Source organism: Shewanella sp. Arc9-LZ, assembly GCF_010092445.1.
Lineage (GTDB): Bacteria > Pseudomonadota > Gammaproteobacteria > Enterobacterales > Shewanellaceae > Shewanella.
In genome coordinates this window covers 3207302-3226967 of the sequence record NZ_CP048031.1, presented here as the reverse complement: position 1 = coordinate 3226967, position 19666 = coordinate 3207302, and the positions used below count along the sequence as shown (strand labels likewise).

Below are 19666 nucleotides of genomic sequence, written 5' to 3'. Positions count from 1 at the left end.
TACAACCTTACATGCTGGCTGATTTACAGTAATGCTGCACAAAATCATGGTGCGCTGGCAAGGTATCAACTTTACGTTTTACCGTTGCTTTAATGCTGTTTAAAAAGCTGGTTAATTCCGCTTCGTCCATCATGTCGACAATAGGATGATATTCTTTTGGCATTAAGCCTTGGCCCATCATCACTTGTATCCACGAGCTTTCACCAAACAATTCATTGCCGTATTTATAGACTTTGCCTGATTGGCTGAACATGTCGATACGATGTTGTAATGAAGCTGGAATTGGCATGTTTTTACAGTAACGCCAAAAGCGACTGTCTTCGCGATCAGTGACCTTGTAATGCAAAATAATAAAGTCGCGAATGTTATCCATTTCAACTTTAGTTTGTTGATTGAATTCAGCAATATCGGTATCTATAATGCCTTGCGACGGGAACAGCTGTAATAGGCGCACTATGCTGCGTTGGATCATATGAATGCTGGTTGACTCTAATGGCTCTAAAAAGCCGGCAGCTAACCCTATTGCTATACAGTTTTTGTTCCAATGTTGACGACGAGTACCCGTTTTAAACTTAATCACCCGAGGTTGATTGATCGGCGCGCCTTCAATGTTATTGAGCAATAATTCAGTCGCATCAGCATCAGAAATGTATTTACTGCAAAACACTAAACCATTGCCGGTGCGGGTTTGCAACGGAATACGCCATTGCCAACCAGACTCTCGGGCAATCGAGCGAGTATATGGAATTGGTTTTTGAACCGCTTCAGTTTGTACTGCTATCGCACTGTCGCACGGTAACCAGTGGCTCCAATCTTCAAAGCCAGTGTTTAAGGTTTGCTCAATAAGCAACGCTTTAAATCCGGTGCAGTCGATAAATAAATCGCCTTCAATTAACTCACCATTTTCAAGCTTTAACGCGCGGATATTACCCGTGTCGTCGTGTTGTAATACGTCGGCGATTTTACCTTCGATGCGGGTCATGCCATGGTGTTCGGCAAATTTACGTAAAAATTTAGCGTAAAGGCTCGCATCCATATGGTAAGCATGGTTGTAGTCTTGATTGGGTAATACGGCAAATCGGCCTTGGCGAGCAGCTAAATGCTCGGTGCAATAGTCGCCAATGTCACTGACTAGGCCTTGTTGCTTGCCTTTAAGCCAAAAGTGCTGAAAGCCACAAGCCCAGCAGTCTTTACCTAAAAAGCCAAATGAATGCAGGTAGTCTTTGTTGACGTCATGCCAGTTTTCAAACTGGATACCGAGTTTGAAGGTGGCATTAGTGGCTGCCATAACGTCTTGCTCTTTTAACCCAAGTAAACGATGGAAAATATGCAAGGTTGGAATAGTGGCTTCACCGACACCAACAGTACCAATTTCGTCAGATTCTACTAATACAATTTCAAGATTTTTGCCCAACAGTTTGCTAAAGGCGGCTGCGGCCATCCAACCTGCGGTTCCACCACCGGCAATGACAACTTTTTTGATTGATTTATTCATCTTGGGCATCCTGTTTGGCTTGATATCTTGCTGTGTTCAGCATTATCGTTTTAATTTATTGATTAAGTCTGCACGTATTTTGCGGGCCGTTAATTCGTCTAATGGCTTAGTTTGCATGCCTTTCACATTGTCGGGAATATGACTGTCATCAACATCGTCATGATCGAAAATGTAGTGTTCGAATATCGATTTCCATGCTTGGCGCTGAGCTTTAGGCAGAGAGCGTAAGCTTAATATACTGTGCAATAAGGCATTGTTAGGGCGGCCTAAAAAGCCAGGAGTATCGCGCCACCAGTGGGTAATGAGTACGTTAAAGTCATCGACGCCACGAACATGGTGCCACCACATGCTGGGAATAAATAACACATCACCAGGGCTTAGCTCTGCTGTTAGGCTGGCGTCTAATGCCTGCTGAAAACGCGGGAAACGTTCAAAGTCGGGATTCGCCATATCAACGAGACTGATGTCTTGGCCACCGGGTGCCAGTTCCATGGGGCCAACATACAAATTACTAATTTGCTCGGGTGGGAATAGGGTAAAGGTACGCTTACCAACCACGTTACACGCCAGATTTAGCGGAAAGTCATAATGAGCAGCCACCTTGGTTTGATTGCCCAGCCAGATGCTGGTTAACGGTTGCATGGGCGCTAAATCTAAACTGTTTTGTGCCCCTAAACCGGGTAAACATTGGTGGATATCGGTCGAGCCCATGTACATTCCCGCAGGCATGTCTTTAATCATTTCTTGGCTTAATCGGTCTAGCAACTGATTAAAGTCCAATCGGCCGGCTTGATAATTAAAACCATCAAGTTTTTCATTGTAAAACACTCTACCTTGTTGCTCTGGCGGTAAATAATACGCTGTTACTGGCATGCCTTGATAAAACTGGCGCAGGTAAGTCATCGCACTTTGTGCCGACTCTAATCCTGCCTGGACCAACGGCCAATGGCGACACAGCCCTTTAAATACCATGGGTTTGTCGGCATCACGGATTAAGTCGATGACGCTCTCTAATGTACATTCATTGATACGTTCGACTTGCTGCAGTGTTTTGACCGTTGTCATCACTATTAACCTTGCGCATTCTTGAGGTTAAGTAAGTCTCGTACATTGCTTTGCGAGGCTAATGTCATGTAAATGGCTTGCAAGTAACCTTGCTGGTGCAGCTTTGCTAATGCGTCGGCAGACAAACCGGCTAAGGTTTCTTCATTGATGGTATAAAAACCGATCATCTGATTTTTTTGACCGTTGTCTAACTCAATATCTAAAGTGAATGATTCCAGCAATTGATGTTCAATCAAGGCATCGACAAAGCGTTGACCATCTTGTAAACCATGATGTATGACCTCAAGAATTTCGCCGACTTCATCGAGTAATGGCGTGTTACCGCCGTAAGGTAAAAATAAAGCTTCACCTTCGGTCTCGCTGACTCTAGGGTGGTCTAAGTCCACATGAATAATGCGTTGCTGACGTTCTACACCGTCTTCAAGTACGGTTTGTTGACCGATTAAAAAAGGTTGGCGACGCACAGTAAGCGGCACGTATGATGCGCTCCAGCCTTGTTCACTTAAAAACACGTTATCATTTTGCTGAAAACCAAATAGTGCCACCGCGTAAAACTGGCCTGTGGCAGTATCTTTATGAAAAAAGATCGGGTAGTGGGCTTGCACGCTGCGAAACTCTTGCGGAAATGTCACGCTATACCAAAGGTTATCGCCTAGTGCAGCAGAGCGATGAGTCATCACTTTTACGTCTTTATGTTCAATGCTGTTTAGTAATACATGTTGGCTCATTTTGATGTCCTATCTTGTTCGTTCAAATACGTCGTATTTTTATGATTATTGTACGTGAATTTTGTCTGTAATCTTATTTGCGTTGTTATCGTGATTATTTATGTCATGTCTTAAAGCTTAGGGAAACCATATTGCGCAACTTTATCGAGTAACTCGCGATTACTCGGCAGGTTTTTAGCAAGCGCTTGGGTGCGCTGTTGATTGTCATTAAACAGTCGCTGTGCCAATTGTTGCATTGACGGTTTCACATGATTGGGCAATTGGGTGTTATAGCCCATGCCATAAAGTACATATTGAAAACTGGCTGCCGGAAATAAGGCTTCTTTATAACTAATATCTTGTTGGCTCGGTGTTTGATAACGCCATAATTCGAGCATGGCTTGTAAGCTGTCGGGGATTGAGTTTGACTCACGATGGTCACGCCAATAACCATCAGCTTCACGTCGGCTTATCACATAATGCAGCTTTAAAAAGTCGATAATTTGTTGCCAGTGTAGTTGATAGCGCTCGTTAACTCGCGTAGCAATCGTGTCCATCACCATACGATTGGGTGGTAATTGTTGGGCTAAGGTAGATGCCGTCCATTCTATTAATGCCAAAGCCGACGCTTCTAATGGTTCGATAAAGCCTGCTGCCATCCCGATAGCAATACAGTTATTTTGCCAGCATTTAGCACGATACCCAGGGTTAATCGTCAGTTGTCTCGGTTCCAATTTGTCAGCTGCAGCGCCATCAACACCGAGGTAATTAAACAGCGTTTGCTGGGCATCAGCATCATTGGTATGGCTTGATGAATATACATAGCCGACACCTTTACGCGTTGGTAGGCCTATATCCCAAATCCAACCGTTTGACTGTGCAGTTGAGTGTGTGCAAGAAGCAATAGGGCTATTTGCATCAGTGTAGGGGACTTGTATCGCTAGTGCGCGATCATTAAAAAGCACCGATTTTTGACATAAAAAAGGCACTTGCAAGTGTTCACCTAACAGTAGAGATTTTGCGCCGGTGCAGTCGATAAATAACTGGCCACTGATTTCGCCATGTTGTTTAGTGATCAGCTTGTCGATGTCGCCATGATCGTTATTAATAATTTGACTGACATGGTCGCGAATATGGGTGACGCCGAGTTTTTGAGTGCAATGCTCTGTGAGTAACTGACTAAACTTAGCGGCATTAAGGTGGTAGCCGTAGTTATTTTGAAAATGATACTGAGCAGTGGCAATGCTTTTGGGGGCCAAACCAAGCTGAGTTAATACTTGCTGGCTACAAACGGCTTCGGCAAAGCTGACTTGTTCGGCATGAGGCAGCCAATATTGGCATAAGTCGAGTTCTTGGTGACCGTGGGGCAAACTAAATGGATGTAAATAGCTGTCAGTGACCTTGCTTTGTGGGTCAGCACACCAATTGATAAACCGAGAGCCCTGTTTAAAGCTAGCATCACATTGGCGAATAAAGTCGTTCTCATCGATACCAATTTTGCTCAGGGTTGAGCGCATTGAAGGCCAAGTGCCTTCACCTACGCCAATAGTGGCCACATCCGGTGATTCGATTAAAGTAATATTGAGTTTGGGAGAGTGAGCTAAAACACCGTTATCAACATTATGTTCAGCGGCCAACAAACCGGCAGTTATCCAACCAGCGGTACCGCCTCCAACGATGACTATTTCGGTTATTGGTTTTTGCATCATCTTTACCTACGCTTTTGGCGTGATTATTATTTTTATTCTGATGAATCTAAAAATCTGATTGCTTAAAGAACACATTAACTAGCATTCAATAAAATGTCAGCACATTCAAGTAATAGTTTTTTTATGTTTTGCGTGTATGGTTTCAAACAACTTGGCGTAAAAAATAGTAACGTCCTTGTTACTCAATATGTTGCAATAAAAGGAGGTGACAAAGGCTGGCACCTCAACGACCTGAAAGGGAACTTGAGTGAATTCCGTCTAACACTGGGGTATTAGCCAAAATATCACTCAATGACTATTGCATTACGCTATAGGCTAGAAAGTGTAGCGAGCACCTAAACTATAACGAGCGCCGGTTTCGGTTAGGTTTAACACTTGCTCTTCTGCACGACCGTGAACACGGATGTACTCTTCAGTAATGTTAAGTCCTTCGAAAAATACGGTTAAGCCTTCAACAGATTCGACATCATAACTAACAGACAAATCGATTTGCGAGTAAGCTTCTGTGTACTGTGGGTTAGCGCCAGTACCTTGACCTGTAGAGTTTAAGAACTCATCACGCCAGTTGTATGCGATACGAGCTTGGAAACCATAATTCTCGTACACCAATACCGCATTAGCAGTGTCACTGATACCTATTAATGCTGACTGTGCATCAAATGAGAAGTTGTCGTAAGCCTGATCACTATCAACCAAGGTGTAGTTGGCTATTACACCAAATCCGCTTTCGCCGAAGAAGTGTTGAGCCGCAAACTCCCAACCATCAATGACTGAGTTATTAGAGCTATTTGATGGCGTTGAAATATTAAAGTTCAACAATTCATCATTATTAGCTGCACTGCCGCTAATAATTTGATTGGTGGCATCTACAGCAGCATTATCAGCATAATTTGCGAAAATATAATCACGAACTGCGCCAGCTTCAGTTGTCCCCGTTGCGGCCACAGCAGCTTTATATAAATCACCAGATGCAGGGTTATAAATGCCGTTAGTGGTTTTAACTGTTTCAGAACTGATAAAGTTCTTAGTGTCTTTACGGAAGTATCCTACCGACACGTAGCTCGATGGCGCGTAATACCACTCTGCCGAGAAGTCGATATTTTCAGACTCGAGCGGCAATAATGTAGGGTTACCAGCAGAACCACCACCATTACTACGATTGGCAAGGGTCGCTAATACCGTACCGCCTTGAATATCTGTGTAGCTAGGACGACCAATAGTTTCGCTGTATGCTGCACGAAGCATGACATCTTCTACCACTTCAATATTGAAGTTAAAGCTTGGAAGTAAATAGTCGTAATCACCGGTTTTGGTTTCAAAAACTTGCTCACCAGTACCCACTAATGCAATTTCAGTTTCAGCAATCCAATTTGCGCCATCATAACCAGCAACGGCTGCGGTCGAGGTGACATCAGTTTGCTCATAACGAAGTCCAAAATGCACGTCATATGGCATGCCGGCAATTTCATTATCGTAGTTGTACTGTACATAAACGGCTTGTGATTCTTCTTCAGTGTAACGGTCTGTTTCAGCTGCATAGTTTGTTGAAGGGCAGAAGCCATTACCACAATCACCGCTAACAGCAGAGGCATAGTTTGCTGCTGCAAAGTCACGTACTGACGCAAAATCCCACATAAAAATGGTATCTAAAACATCGAAGTTACCGTCTGATAGAGAGAAATCGCCGCCATTAGCATCAAATTTGTCATGAATGGTGTCGGCTGGGAACCATGCGTCTTCAAAGTCACCTGCAGAGCCTACTCCACCCCAATCGTTACGCTGAACGTTGACGCTTTGTGAGTGATTGTTTACGTTCGTTAACGCAACACCAAAGTCAATGCTGCCAGCATCTTCAAATAAGTATTCACCGTCAAATTGGTATTGATCAATTTCAGACTTATTACGTGCGTTACCAAAAACAGAACCGGTAAGCATCATGTCTGCAGGTGTCACTGCATTACCACCACCAACAGCAAGCACTGGTAAGTCACCGCTAAAGTCAGTTGCCGCGCTGGTACGCACAAACGCTGCAGTACTTAAGTTGTTGTTTGAACCATAAAGGTTGTTTGGTTTGTTTTCCGCAACCGAGTTGTGCGCATCAAATGTCAGCTTTAAGTTATCTGTTGCTTGCCACTCAAGGTTAAAACCTAAAGAACCACTTTCGTTACGTACGCCATAATCACCAGCCGCCATAGATAAATCAGCAGGTGAACCATAAGTTTCAGAATAAATAAGTGGTGAGGCGATAGGGCCATCAGACCATACGTTTTCAGACGGAACGAAGTTAAACCATGCTGATACGTCATTCGATTGAGTGTCGATGTCGTTACGCATGTAGGTATAATCTAAGCTTGCGACTACGCTATCAACAGGGCTGTACTGCAATACTAACTGGCCGTTAGTACGGGTACGTTGTTGTTCTTCAAAACGATAAACAGTGGTTTGCGGAACTGAATAAATATCGCTATCACCAGGACGATTAACTTGGGTGCTGTCTTTAGCAACGCCGCCCCAATCACTGTTGTCAGCAGAACCTGGGAAGCTACGCCAGCCGGTGCCGACCTGTGCTTGTTGGTTGCCACTTTCACGCTCTTGATAACTGGCCGAGAGTGAAATACCAAATTTATCATCAGCAAACGTGTTTGAGTATAAACCTGATAACTCAGGGGTAACTGAGCCATTATCGGTTGATTGATCATCAACTGCTTTTACACCAAATGTGGCTTTTAAGCCCGGAGAGCTGAATGGCTTATGCGTTAAAATATCAATAGTAGAACCAATACCACCGGTTGAATCTGAAGCTTGGCTAGTTTTGTGTACTTCAACACCACTGATACTTTCAGAAGCGATGTTAGCAAAATCAAATGAGCGCGAACCTGTAGTCACAGGCATTTGACGACCATTGAGGGTGATCAAGTTGTAGTCTGGACCAAAACCACGCACGGATACTTTACTGCCTTCACCATTAGAACGGTCAATCGATACACCAGTAATACGCTGTAACGATTCCGCTAGGTTGGTGTCAGGAAACTTACCAATGTCTTCAGCTGAAATAGAGTCAACGACTCCACTTGATGAACGTTTCACATCCATTGATTTAATTAAACTGCCACGAATACCAGTAACCGATATTACTTCGATATTTTCTTCACTTGCTTCATCAGCAGCATAGGCTGGTAACATACTGCTCACACCAAGCACTAGCGATAAACTGGTCGCAAGCTTAGTTTTTGTAAATTTTGTTGTTTTCATCTAGGAAATCCCCATTGACTAGATTTTACTTCTCTCAATATTGCGGGTTAGGCGCAAATCGTTTTTTTAATTCTCTATCCACGCAGTAATCATTATTTATAATTGTAGGGTTATAAAACATCTAATGTAAGCGCTTACATAAAACTAGTGTAAAATGTGACCGCAGTCAACAAAAACAAGTTCGAATTATTACATTTCATTAACTCAGATGTAGATTTTTTTATACTAAATATTGTTATCCATTGTTTTTAAACATTTTTAATTTAATGTTTATTTCCGCACTAAAATGTAAGCGCTTTCTTTTGTGGGTTAGATTGTTACCAATTATATTTATGACTTATCTTATTATTGGGCTCGAATAAGGTGTGCTCAGAGGCATAAGCTAAGATGTAGTCATGTATTTGGGTGGCATGGTTGTCAATCAATAGGGTTAACACTCACGCCTTTGACTTCATCCTATTACTATCATCTGCGCTGGCTCGTTCAATATAGATACCTTGTTAAAGCAACAATGGTGGTGAAGGTGTTACATTGAATGTTAGATACGTTGAACTATTATATTGTCTGGTGAAAAGGGGAGCTGATAAGTGACTTGAACATGCCAGTAATCACCTAGCTCAGGTAATCGTAATAATGTCAGTCGTGAGCAGGTATTGGAGTTTCACTTGAATACTAAGTGTTATGTTAGCGGTGAATATGTGAGAGGCTTGCTTTTTATTAGTGGGTCGTATCAAAAATCAAATGTTAATAGTTATTACACTCGTTAATAGTTGCTGTATTAACTAATAGCGACTGCATTATGAGCCAATACCGTTGCTAAATAACATGAACAATTAATGATATATGCTCATGTTATCTGCCTTGTAAATTCAGGTTATTGACTTTTTATGTTAACCGCTTTGGCTGAATCACGAATAAATAATTCTGGCTGAAATGAGCGTTCAATTACCACGTCTTTATTGTTGTAAACTTGTCGAAGTACCCAGCGAGCGGCCATTTTACCCATCTCGTTAATGGGGTTACTGACGGTAGATAATTTAGGTGAAATATATTGCGGGAAAGGGATATTATCGTAACCGATAAATGAAATATCTTCCGGAACACGCAATCCATGCTCCAAACACACAGCAATAGCGCCTGAGGCCATCTGATCATTAGCACACACTACAGCTGTGATCGGTTTGTTCATCGACAATAAACGTTCCATCGCTTCACAACCGCCAGCTTCTTTAAAGTCACTTTCAACGCAAAGGGTGTCATCAAAATCGATATTGTATTGTTGCAATGCTCGTTTATGTCCTTTTAGGCGATCTCTCACATCGAGCTTAAACAATGGCCCTGAAATGTATGCGATATCTTTATGGCCAAGTGATAAAATGTGCTCGGTAGCCATGAAGCCACCTTGTTCATTTTCAAGATAAACACAGCGTTCTTTGATAGCGTCTATATAGCGGTTAATAAATACCACCGGCGTTGAACCTTTACTGAGCTCGATTAGGTAATCGTCTGATACAGCCTCAATATCCAAAATTAATGCATCACAGCCGCGACTCATTAAAAACTCAACCCCTTCTTTTTCTTGTTTCTCGTCACTATGACCAGCAGCAATAATCACGTGCTTGTTAGCTGTTCTAAGGGCTGTTTCAATTTCGGTCATCATGGGACCGTAAAAAGGACCGTCAAGCTGAGACACCAAAACCCCGACACTGTTTGAACAGTTCGAGGCGAGTGACTGTGCAATGGTATTAGGTCGGTAACCTAACGCTTTCATTGCATCGAGTACTTTTTGTTTGGTTTTATCGCTTACTTTGGTGTTGTTGTTCATGACTCGGGACACAGTCGCCAGAGACACACCAGCCATCACTGATACATCGTAAATAGTTGCCATATAATGAGTATTAAAAAGCCGTCTTGGAGCACATGGCTCCAAGATTAACATGCTTTTATTTTGCTTCTCTATTTAATTCTAAGTGAATTTGGTCCACTTTTTGATTATCTAAAGTGTACCAGCGCATTACAAAAGCCACGACTAAAGATCCAATCGCAGGGTAAATAGTGAATGATAATAATATACCTTGCTGAGTATGCTCCGTTTGCATGGTATCAGGCTGATAACCATAACCTGCTAATAACCACCCCGCAGAAGCACCACCAATGGCAACACCCAGTTTGATAAAGAAAATCACTGAGGAATAAATCATCCCGGTAATGCGTACGCCATTTTTATATTGGCCATAATCGACAACATCAGCCATTTTTGCCCAAAGTAATGGGGTGGCCATGTTGAACGTAAAGCCCCAGATAATAAACATTCCAAAGGCGAGTACGACTTGATCGCTAGGTACAAAGTAGCTCACTACACACATCGCTGCCGCAAGCAGTTGCAAAGTGATATAAGCTTTGACCTTACAAAAGCGTTTAGCCAAAGGCTCAGCTAAAATACAGCCAAATATATTACCAACCATACCCAGAGTGATAAATAGGGTGATGGAGTCTGGCATGTTAAGGAAATATTTAACGTAGTAAATCGCTAAGCTAGTGCGTAACACCATGCCTGATAATAAACACACTGCCGCAATAGCTAACACACGCCATTGGTCATTTTTGAGCATATCGGTAAAGTCTTTCTTAAAGCTAGACTGTTGATCCGCTGGCGGGTGTAAACGCTCTTTAGTACCCCAAAAACAGGCAAGAAACATCGCAACACCCAAAACGCTCATGGCGGCAATAGTCAGTTGGTAACCTTTGGCTTGATCGCCTTCACCTAAAAATTCGACTAGGGGTAAGGTTAAACCTGACACCAATAAACCACCGAGCATTGCAAATACAAAACGGTAAGATTGTACTGACACTCGCTCTTTTGGGTCGGCTGTTAACACGCCGCCTAATGCACAATATGGGATATTAATGGCGGTGTAGACCATCATGAGTGCGGTATAAGTAACGAAGGCATAAATCATTTTGCCGTCTTCAGTTAAATCAGGAGTAGTAAAGGCTAAAACACTGATAAAACCAAAGGGTAGGGCAAACCATAATAGGTAGGGTCTAAACTTACCCCAACGGGTATTGGTTCTATCTGCCAACGCGCCCATCAATGGGTCTGTGACCGCATCAATTAAGCGTACAGCTAGAAACATGGTGCCGACAAATGCTGGCGAAATACCGAAAATGTCGGTATAGAAAAAGGTTAAAAACAGCATAACAGTTTGGAAAACAATATTACTGGCAGTGTCCCCGAGCCCGTAAGCTATTTTTTCTCTGGTGCTTATCATACATGCCTCAATTGTTGTTATTTGTTAAAATGATGCAACTGTTTGAATAGAACAAAGCCGTTTTATACAACGGCTTTATCTGGTTAACATATTATTTTCTTAAGTTTATAAATTCTCGATACGCATAGGCGCTGGCTTTCAGGGTGCGTTGTTGAGTTGTATAATCAACATAAACAATCCCAAAACGTTTTAAATAGCCTTCAGCCCATTCAAAATTATCCATTAAACTCCACGCAAAATATCCTACAACATTAACGCCTTGTTCAATGGCATTATTTACTGCATTTAAGTGAGCGTTATAGTATTCGAGTCTGTCTTGATCATCCACTTTACCGTCTTGCAATTTATCATCCATTGCCGCACCGTTTTCAGTAATGTAGATCGGCGGTAAAGGATAAAGTGCATGCAAAGAGGTTAATAAGTCGGTGAAGGATTGTGGGTATATTTCCCAGCCAATATCTGTTTTAGGTTTGTCGACCATATCGATTTGGCTAAAGCCATTTACTGGGTCTGCTTTATAGACCGCACGGGTGTAAAAGTTAATGCCTAAGAAGTCGATAGGTTGAGCAATAATATCAAAGTCGCCTTGTTCAATAACGGGCATATCTTCAGCGGCGAAGTCATTAATAATGTCAGGGTAGCAACGGTCAAACAGTGGTTTGATGTACCATTGATTAAAGTACTGATCGGCTTTACTTGCGGCGTTAACATCTGCTGCAGAGTCTGTCGCGCTATAGCAAGGCGTGAAGTTAAGTACGATACCATTTTGGCTATTAGGACTGTTTTTTTGCAATACTTTCATGGCTAAACCATGAGCCAATAATAAATGGTGTGCAGATTGACGACCGAACGCTTTGGTTGCTAATCCAGGCGCATGAACGCCAATTTCGTAACCTAAGTAAGAACTGCAAAATGGTTCGTTAAAGGTTGCATATGAATAGACTCTGTCACCGAATGCCTGAGTGATTTTGTCGGCGTAGTCTGCAAATAAATAGGCCGTTTCGCGATTTAACCAACCACCATTGTCTTCAATATGTTGTGGTAAATCCCAATGGTATAAGGTCACAAAGGTTTTAATACCACGACGATTTAATTCATCGAGTAAGTCGGTATAAAACGTCACACCTTGCGGATTGAGGCTGCCATCTTTGTGCATTACGCGTGGCCATGAAATCGATAAACGGTAGGCGTCAACGCCTAGCGATTCAATTAGATCGACATCTTCACGCCATAACTTTACATGCTCGCATGCTTGCGAACCGTCAGAACCATCACGAATTTTGCCTGGAGTCGCACAAAAGGTATCCCATATACAAGGAAGACGAGAATCCACTGCGCCTTCAATTTGAAAAGAAGCAGTCGCCACACCAAAGGTGAACGCTTTTGAATGCATTTTAGAATCGGCTGGTAACATAATTTTCATATTTAAATTCACTTAGTATTATTTAATTGTGTCTATTTTTATGACTAACTTATTACGTTGAAATACCCTGATAAAAGGCCTTGCGCCGTGATAGATACGCAGTAAAAAATAAGCTCTCGCGTTTAAAAATCGTTGACATCAGTTATCGATATGTTAAAAATGAAAGCGCTTACATTGAGATTAGTGATTAATTATCCAAAGGTCAATAATTGATTTGGTTAATTATTGAATGCTTATCTGCTTGCTCAAGTGTGGAAATGATCACCAGTCAAATGTCTAGGGTTTACGGGGAATTAACTCTTGGCGTGAGATTATTGGTATCCATTCAATGGCGTTATGTACTGCAACTCAAGATAACTATTAACAACAATAAGGGAATGTCATGGCGACTTCACCGCTTCAACCTGAGTTGGCAAATGCCGATTCGACTCACCAGCAAGGCAACTTTCGTTTTGCTTTGATAGCGTTAACCTCGTTATTTTTTATGTGGGGCTTTTTAACCTGTTTAAATGATATTTTAATCCCTTATTTAAAAAACATGTTCGACCTTAATTACACCCAAGCAATGCTGGTACAGTTCTGCTTTTTCGGAGCCTATTTTATTGTGTCTATTCCGGCAGGAGCCCTAGTCGGTAAAATTGGTTATCAAAAAGGTATTATTACCGGATTGGTTATTGCATGTGTAGGGTGTTTACTGTTCTATCCATCGGCCAGTTATGGCTCTTACAATATGTTTTTATTTGCTTTTTTTGTACTGGCTTCGGGCATTACCATCTTGCAAGTATCAGCAAATCCATATGTGAGCGTATTAGGCCCAGCCGAAACCGCATCGTCTCGTTTAACCTTAACCCAAGCATTTAATTCATTAGGCACCACGGTGGCGCCATTTTTTGGTAGTTGGTTAATTTTATCGACCGTTGAACATGACAGCAAAGTCACTGAGGTTGGCGAAGTGATTGGCCAGCTATCGATTCAGCAACAAGCCTCTGCAGTACAAACGCCTTACCTTATTTTAGCGGGTGCGTTGTTTGTATTAGCATTCATTTTTATGTTGTTAAAACTGCCTTTACTGGGCAAACGAGACACTCAGTCTAATGCCGCTGTAAAAGGTAGCGCATGGCAATACCCGCATTTGGTGCTGGGTGCCGTGGGTATTTTTGTTTATGTGGGCGCTGAAGTAGGGATTGGCAGCTTTTTAATTAGTTTTTTAACTCAAGATGATATTGGCGGCGTGTCTGAATCGGAGGCTGCGCATTACATTGCTTACTACTTTGGTGGCGCGATGGTTGGGCGCTTCATTGGTGCTGCAGTCATGCAAAAAATTAACGCAGGCAAAGTACTCGCGTTTAATGCGCTATGTGCGTGTGTTTTAGTGGCAGCAGCCATGTTGAGTGCCGGTACCGTTGCCATGTGGGCATTGTTGCTAGTCGGCTTGTGTAATTCAATCATGTTCCCAACCATTTTCAGTTTAGCGCTACAAGATTTAAAACAGCACACCAGTCAAGGTTCGGGTATTTTATGCTTGGCCATTGTTGGAGGTGCTGTTTTACCATTATTACAAGGCATGTTAGCTGACAGTTTAGGCATTCAATTAGCCTTTATTCTACCTCTGTTATGTTACGTATTTATTGGTTATTACGGTTTGATTGGATGTGCTGCAAAACGTCCAGTATTCGCAGATAAGGTATAAGGGAAGACCATGAGATTAACTCAATTACAGTGCATGCATAAAGTCAGCACACCGACAAAAACAAGCTTGATAGCCTTAGGCGTATTGCTCGGCTTAAGTGGGTGCGGCGAGAACAATAACGCCACTCAACAAGATAAAAAAACAGCAGTTACCCCTGCCATGGTTGGTGATACAGCAGCTAAGTCGTCATTAGCCATTTGGCCGGATCTTAAGCCTGCTATCGCCAAAGATGATGCTTTAGAAGCCAAAATTGATGCGTTAGTGGCTAAAATGACTATAGAGCAAAAAGTCGCGCAAATGATCCAACCTGAAATTCGCGATATTACCGTTGAAGATATGCGTAAATATGGTTTTGGCTCGTATCTCAATGGTGGTGGTGCATACCCTAACAATGACAAACATGCTACGCCTGCAGATTGGATTGCACTGGCGGAATCTTTGTATCAAGCATCGGTCGATGACAGTGTTGATGGGATTAATATTCCAACCATGTGGGGCACCGATGCCGTACACGGTCATAACAATGTTATCGGCGCGACTTTATTCCCGCATAACATTGGTTTAGGGGCGGCTAATAACCCTAAGTTAATTGAAAAGATTGCCGCTATCACGGCAAAAGAAGTGATGGTGACCGGTATCGATTGGGTATTTGCTCCAACAGTCGCCGTAGTGAGAGACGATCGCTGGGGCCGGACTTACGAAGGTTATTCTGAAGATCCACAAATCGTCAAAGCCTATTCTTATGCCATCGTTGAGGGCCTGCAAGGTTCTGTTAATGGTGACTTTTTATCTGATCAACATGTGATTTCAACGGTTAAGCACTTTTTAGGCGATGGCGGCACTGAAAATGGCATCGATCAAGGCGATAATATTGCCAGCGAACAAGACTTATATGACATACATGCACAAGGCTATGTGGGGGGACTCAATGCTGGGGCACAAAGTGTTATGGCATCATTTAATAGCTGGCATGGGGTTAAAAATCATGGCAATAAATATCTATTAACAGATGTACTCAAAGATAAATTAAATTTCGATGGTTTTGTGGTAGGTGATTGGAACGGTCACGGACAAATCGAAAATTGTACTAATGAGTCGTGTGCGCAAGCCGTCAATGCCGGTTTAGATATCTTTATGGTGCCAACTGCCGCTTGGAAACCGTTATATGAAAACACCATTGCACAGGTGAATAATGGCGAAATAAGCCAAGCGCGTATTGATGATGCGGTTAAACGTATTTTACGGGTTAAGTTCCGTGCCGGTTTGTTTGACAAACCTAGCCCTGCCAATCGGCCGTTATCGGGTAAAACTGAATTAATTGGCCAAGCAAGTCACCGTGATGTGGCACGTCAAGCGGTACGTGAATCTTTAGTACTGCTTAAAAACAATCAAGGTTTATTGCCTTTAGCGCCTAATGCAAAGGTGTTGGTTGCAGGTGATGCTGCGGATAATATCGGTAAACAATCGGGTGGCTGGACCATTACGTGGCAGGGTACTGATAACCAAAATAGTGACTTTCCTGGTGCTACGTCAATTTACGCTGGTATTGATAAATTGGTCACTCAAGCTGGTGGTACAACAACATTAAGTGTTGCGGGTGAATTTGAACCACAGCAAAAGCCAGATGTTGCGATTGTGGTGTTTGGTGAAGAGCCGTATGCAGAAGGTAACGGCGACATTGATAACTTAGAATATCAACGTGGAGACAAGCGTGATCTTGCTTTATTGCAGAAGTTAACAGCGCAAGGTATTCCAGTGGTATCTGTGTTTATTAGTGGCCGTCCTATGTGGGTTAATGCTGAGTTCAACAACTCTGATGCATTTGTCGCAGCCTGGTTACCGGGTTCTGAAGGGCAAGGCGTTGCAGATGTGTTATTTACTCAGGCTGATGGCAAAGTTGCTCATGATTTTGTCGGTAAATTGTCATTCTCATGGCCTGCGACACCTCAGCAAACTCAGATTAATGTGCCATTAGCCCAATACAACACTAAACAAGCACAAGCTGATTATCAGCCGCTTATACCTTATAGCTATGGCTTAACTTACCAATCTACTGCCAGTGATGCGGTTGTGTTAGACAATTTGTCGGAAGACAATTTAGCTGCAACTCAAACACTAGAAGATTTACCTTTATTTGAGCGCGCAGTGAAATCGCCTTGGTCAATGTTCATCGCTAATGCTTCTGAGCGCCAAGGGTTAACCAGTAGCGTAGCGCAAAATAGCGCATTAACCATTCGTACTATGGATCGTGTGGTTCAAGAAGATGCGCGCTTGGTATCTTTTAATGGTAATGAGCTGGGCACTGTAGGGTTAATTAGTAATTTCCCTCGTGATTTAAGGGCTTACAGTAATAGTGATGCCACGTTATCAGTGAGTATTAATGCAACACAAGCACTGCAAAAGCCGTTATGGCTAGGGTTGGCATGTGAAGGTGATTGTCGTAAGCAAATCGATATTGCCAAGCAGGTGAATACTCAATTAGGTGAATGGCAACGTTTAAGCTTTTCATTGGCATGTTTTGCTGATGAGCCAATGGATTTTGCTAAAATTGTGATGCCATTTTACCTTGCCACCGACGCGGCAGTTGAAATTCGTTTCAGTGATGTGGTCATTCAAGCTGCTTCAGCAGAAAACACCATACAATGTAACTAATTAAAAGCGAATTAGCCCTATCTGAGTCATTAGATAGGGCTAGTTAAACTCAATTTTAAATAGTAATGGTTGGCGACGCTTGTTGTTTTACTACTGCGTGCGGCAAACAGAGAACGATAAATGGATAAGGCCAAAAATGAACAAGCTCAATAAGCATCATTCATTTGTATCCTGCTTAACTGCGTTAACTTTGTCGGTCATATTTCTGTCTGGCTGTAATGCTGATGATGTAACAGAACAAGCAACAGATACAGTGATACCCAATACCGCAGGATCAGGTTGGCAACTGGTTTGGCAAGATGAGTTTGAGGGTAACCAAATAGACACTGCTAGGTGGAGCTTTGCCGTTGATTGTTATGGTGGTGGCAATGATGAGGCTCAGTGTTATACCGCACGGCCTGAAAATACTGCAGTTAGTGATGGTTTGTTAGCGATTACGGCATTAAGAGAAACTTTTTCTGGGCCTGCAGTAAATGATTCTGATCCAAGCTATGACGTAAACGATACATCGAAAACATTAGATTACACCTCTGCTCGTTTAGTATCGAAAAACAAAGGTGATTGGAAATACGGCCGTTTTGAAATTCGCGCCAAATTACCGCAAGGTCAGGGGACTTGGCCGGCGATATGGATGTTACCGACAGATTGGGTATACGGTCCTTGGGCTGGATCAGGTGAAATAGACATTATGGAGGCCGTAAACCTTAAGGTTGTTACCGACGATAAGGCGCCAGAGTCTGCAGTACATGGCACATTACATTACGGTAAACAATGGCCCAACAATGTTTATACGGGCACAGAATATCGTTTACCTCATGACCTCAATCCTGCAGACGACTTCCATGTTTATGCTGTTGAATGGCAACAAGGTGAAATCCGTTGGTATGTCGATGATGTTCATTTTGCCACTCAACGAGCATCGGGTTGGTTTAGCCAGTATGTCGATGATAATGGTGATGTGGTCAACGCACCTGATGATGCACCGTTTAATCAGCCATTTCACATGTTACTTAATCTTGCTGTGGGTGGCGCATGGGCCGCGAATGTGAATAAAACCGGTATCGATGAGTCGATTTTTCCGCAGTCGATGTTAGTGGATTACGTGCGTGTATATGAATGTGCTAAATCACCTAAAACAGGTGCCGGATGCGAAACAATTGATGGCAGTGTTGACGTTACCTTAGGCAAAATAGCACCAGAAATTATGTCACTAGACTCAGCGCTTTAACAGTGGATTTTGTTTTATGTAGTCAATAATCATCAGCTAGCACTGTGAGTGACGATGGTTTTTTACTGTGATATCCCAGCTAAATAGTGTCATTTTATGATGTTGATTTTTAACTGAATACGAATGCAAAGATGCACTGTTTGCTTTGAGTGGTGAGTGGTTTAGCTTAGTATCGAGCAAGTTTAGAGGTGTTGTCAGTATGTTGTAAGCATGTAATGGCATGATCAGAGTGTTTTGGTTTAAGTGCGATCAAATGATTATATAAATTTATGATGTCAACAATGGCATAATGGAGCAAATGCACCTTAATGGTATTGAAGCCGTTATAGATTTTAAGGAATTGATTTGTCGAACATTACATTTTCTCTAGCTGAGCTAGAACAGGTAGTCGCCATTGCTAAAGATGCAGGTACTGCGATTATGCAGGTTTATGCTCAAACTGATTTGCAGATTGAGGTTAAACAAGACGATAGCCCTGTTACTGCAGCCGATATTGCCAGCCATAATGTGATTGTCGCTGGCCTTAAACAGCATTTTGCTGATATTGCTGTAATGAGTGAAGAAGCGGCTGATATCAGCTGGGCAGAGCGACAAACGTGGCAAACGTATTGGTTGATCGATCCGCTAGATGGCACCAAAGAATTTATTAAACGCAATGGCGAATTTACCGTCAACATCGCCCTTATTCACCAAGGTAAAGCCATTGCCGGTGTGGTATATGCACCAGTATTAGACAAATGTTATAGCGGCATTGTTGATCAAGGGGCATGGCTTGAATATAACGGACAAATATCGTTATTAGATATTCGTGACAGAGCATTGCAATCGCCACCTATTGTAGTCGGAAGCCGCTCTCACGTAAGCCCTGATGTTGCCGCTTATTTACAGACTATTGGCGAACACCAAATGCTAAGTGTCGGCAGTTCATTAAAATTTTGTATGGTGGCCGAAGGGCAAGCAGATGTGTATCCAAGATTAGGCCTAACCAGTGAATGGGATACCGCCGCAGCGCAAGCAGTATTAGAAAGTGCTGGTGGTCAGGTTGTTGAATATCCAGCGCTTACATCGCTGCAATACAACCAAAAAGAAAATATTTTAAATCCGTATTTTATTGCTGCTTCATCGGCATGGTTTGCACGCAAATAGCGCTAATCGTTATCAGCTCTTGCAAGC

General features: G+C 42.5%; 12 protein-coding genes. 4 read left to right on the top strand and 8 right to left on the bottom strand.

Features of this window, described 5'->3' with window-relative positions; genetic code table 11:
- Nucleotides 1-7: 7 nt before the first annotated feature.
- The 8 genes from GUY17_RS13800 to GUY17_RS13765 all read right to left on the bottom strand — a co-directional run bounded on the left by GUY17_RS13800 (nucleotide 8) and on the right by GUY17_RS13765 (nucleotide 12923).
- Nucleotides 8-1495 carry a tryptophan halogenase family protein gene (locus GUY17_RS13800; protein ID WP_101086661.1) on the bottom strand — a complete coding sequence of 496 codons (1488 nt, stop codon included), beginning with the start codon at nucleotides 1493-1495 and terminating at the stop codon, nucleotides 8-10.
- A 42-nt stretch (nucleotides 1496-1537) separates the two neighbouring features.
- Entirely contained in the window at nucleotides 1538-2560 is a 1023-nt protein-coding gene (locus GUY17_RS13795) for a cupin-like domain-containing protein (RefSeq protein WP_162023481.1), read from the bottom strand.
- Nucleotides 2561-2565: 5 nt separating this feature from the next.
- Nucleotides 2566-3288 (bottom strand): SapC family protein, encoded by a 723-nt coding sequence (locus GUY17_RS13790; protein ID WP_162023480.1) that lies wholly within the window; start codon nucleotides 3286-3288, stop codon nucleotides 2566-2568.
- Nucleotides 3289-3398: 110 nt separating this feature from the next.
- Nucleotides 3399-4976 (bottom strand): tryptophan halogenase family protein, encoded by a 1578-nt coding sequence (locus tag GUY17_RS13785; RefSeq protein ID WP_162023479.1) that lies wholly within the window; start codon nucleotides 4974-4976, stop codon nucleotides 3399-3401.
- A 315-nt stretch (nucleotides 4977-5291) separates the two neighbouring features.
- Nucleotides 5292-8228, bottom strand: coding sequence for a TonB-dependent receptor (locus GUY17_RS13780; RefSeq protein WP_162023478.1), 2937 nt, complete (start codon nucleotides 8226-8228; stop codon nucleotides 5292-5294).
- An 874-nt stretch (nucleotides 8229-9102) separates the two neighbouring features.
- Nucleotides 9103-10116, bottom strand: a complete 1014-nt coding sequence (locus tag GUY17_RS13775) for a LacI family DNA-binding transcriptional regulator (RefSeq protein WP_162023477.1) — start codon at nucleotides 10114-10116, stop codon at nucleotides 9103-9105.
- 55 nt (nucleotides 10117-10171) lie between these two features.
- Nucleotides 10172-11500 (bottom strand): glycoside-pentoside-hexuronide (GPH):cation symporter, encoded by a 1329-nt coding sequence (locus GUY17_RS13770; protein WP_162023476.1) that lies wholly within the window; start codon nucleotides 11498-11500, stop codon nucleotides 10172-10174.
- Between the two features lie 91 nt (nucleotides 11501-11591).
- Nucleotides 11592-12923, bottom strand: a complete 1332-nt coding sequence (locus tag GUY17_RS13765) for a GH1 family beta-glucosidase (protein WP_101086668.1) — start codon at nucleotides 12921-12923, stop codon at nucleotides 11592-11594.
- Between the two features lie 382 nt (nucleotides 12924-13305).
- Between GUY17_RS13765 and fucP the strand changes: the two genes are divergently transcribed.
- From fucP to cysQ, 4 genes are all read left to right on the top strand, one after another.
- Entirely contained in the window at nucleotides 13306-14613 is a 1308-nt protein-coding gene (gene fucP, locus GUY17_RS13760; protein WP_101086669.1) for an L-fucose:H+ symporter permease, read from the top strand.
- Between the two features lie 9 nt (nucleotides 14614-14622).
- Nucleotides 14623-17265, top strand: a complete 2643-nt coding sequence (locus tag GUY17_RS13755) for an exo 1,3/1,4-beta-D-glucan glucohydrolase (protein WP_162023475.1) — start codon at nucleotides 14623-14625, stop codon at nucleotides 17263-17265.
- A gap of 136 nt (nucleotides 17266-17401) precedes the next feature.
- On the top strand, nucleotides 17402-18493 hold the full coding sequence (locus GUY17_RS13750; protein ID WP_101086671.1) for a family 16 glycosylhydrolase: 1092 nt from the start codon (nucleotides 17402-17404) through the stop codon (nucleotides 18491-18493).
- A 345-nt stretch (nucleotides 18494-18838) separates the two neighbouring features.
- Entirely contained in the window at nucleotides 18839-19639 is an 801-nt protein-coding gene (gene cysQ / locus GUY17_RS13745; protein ID WP_162023474.1) for a 3'(2'),5'-bisphosphate nucleotidase CysQ, read from the top strand.
- The last annotated feature ends 27 nt before the right edge of the window (nucleotides 19640-19666 follow it).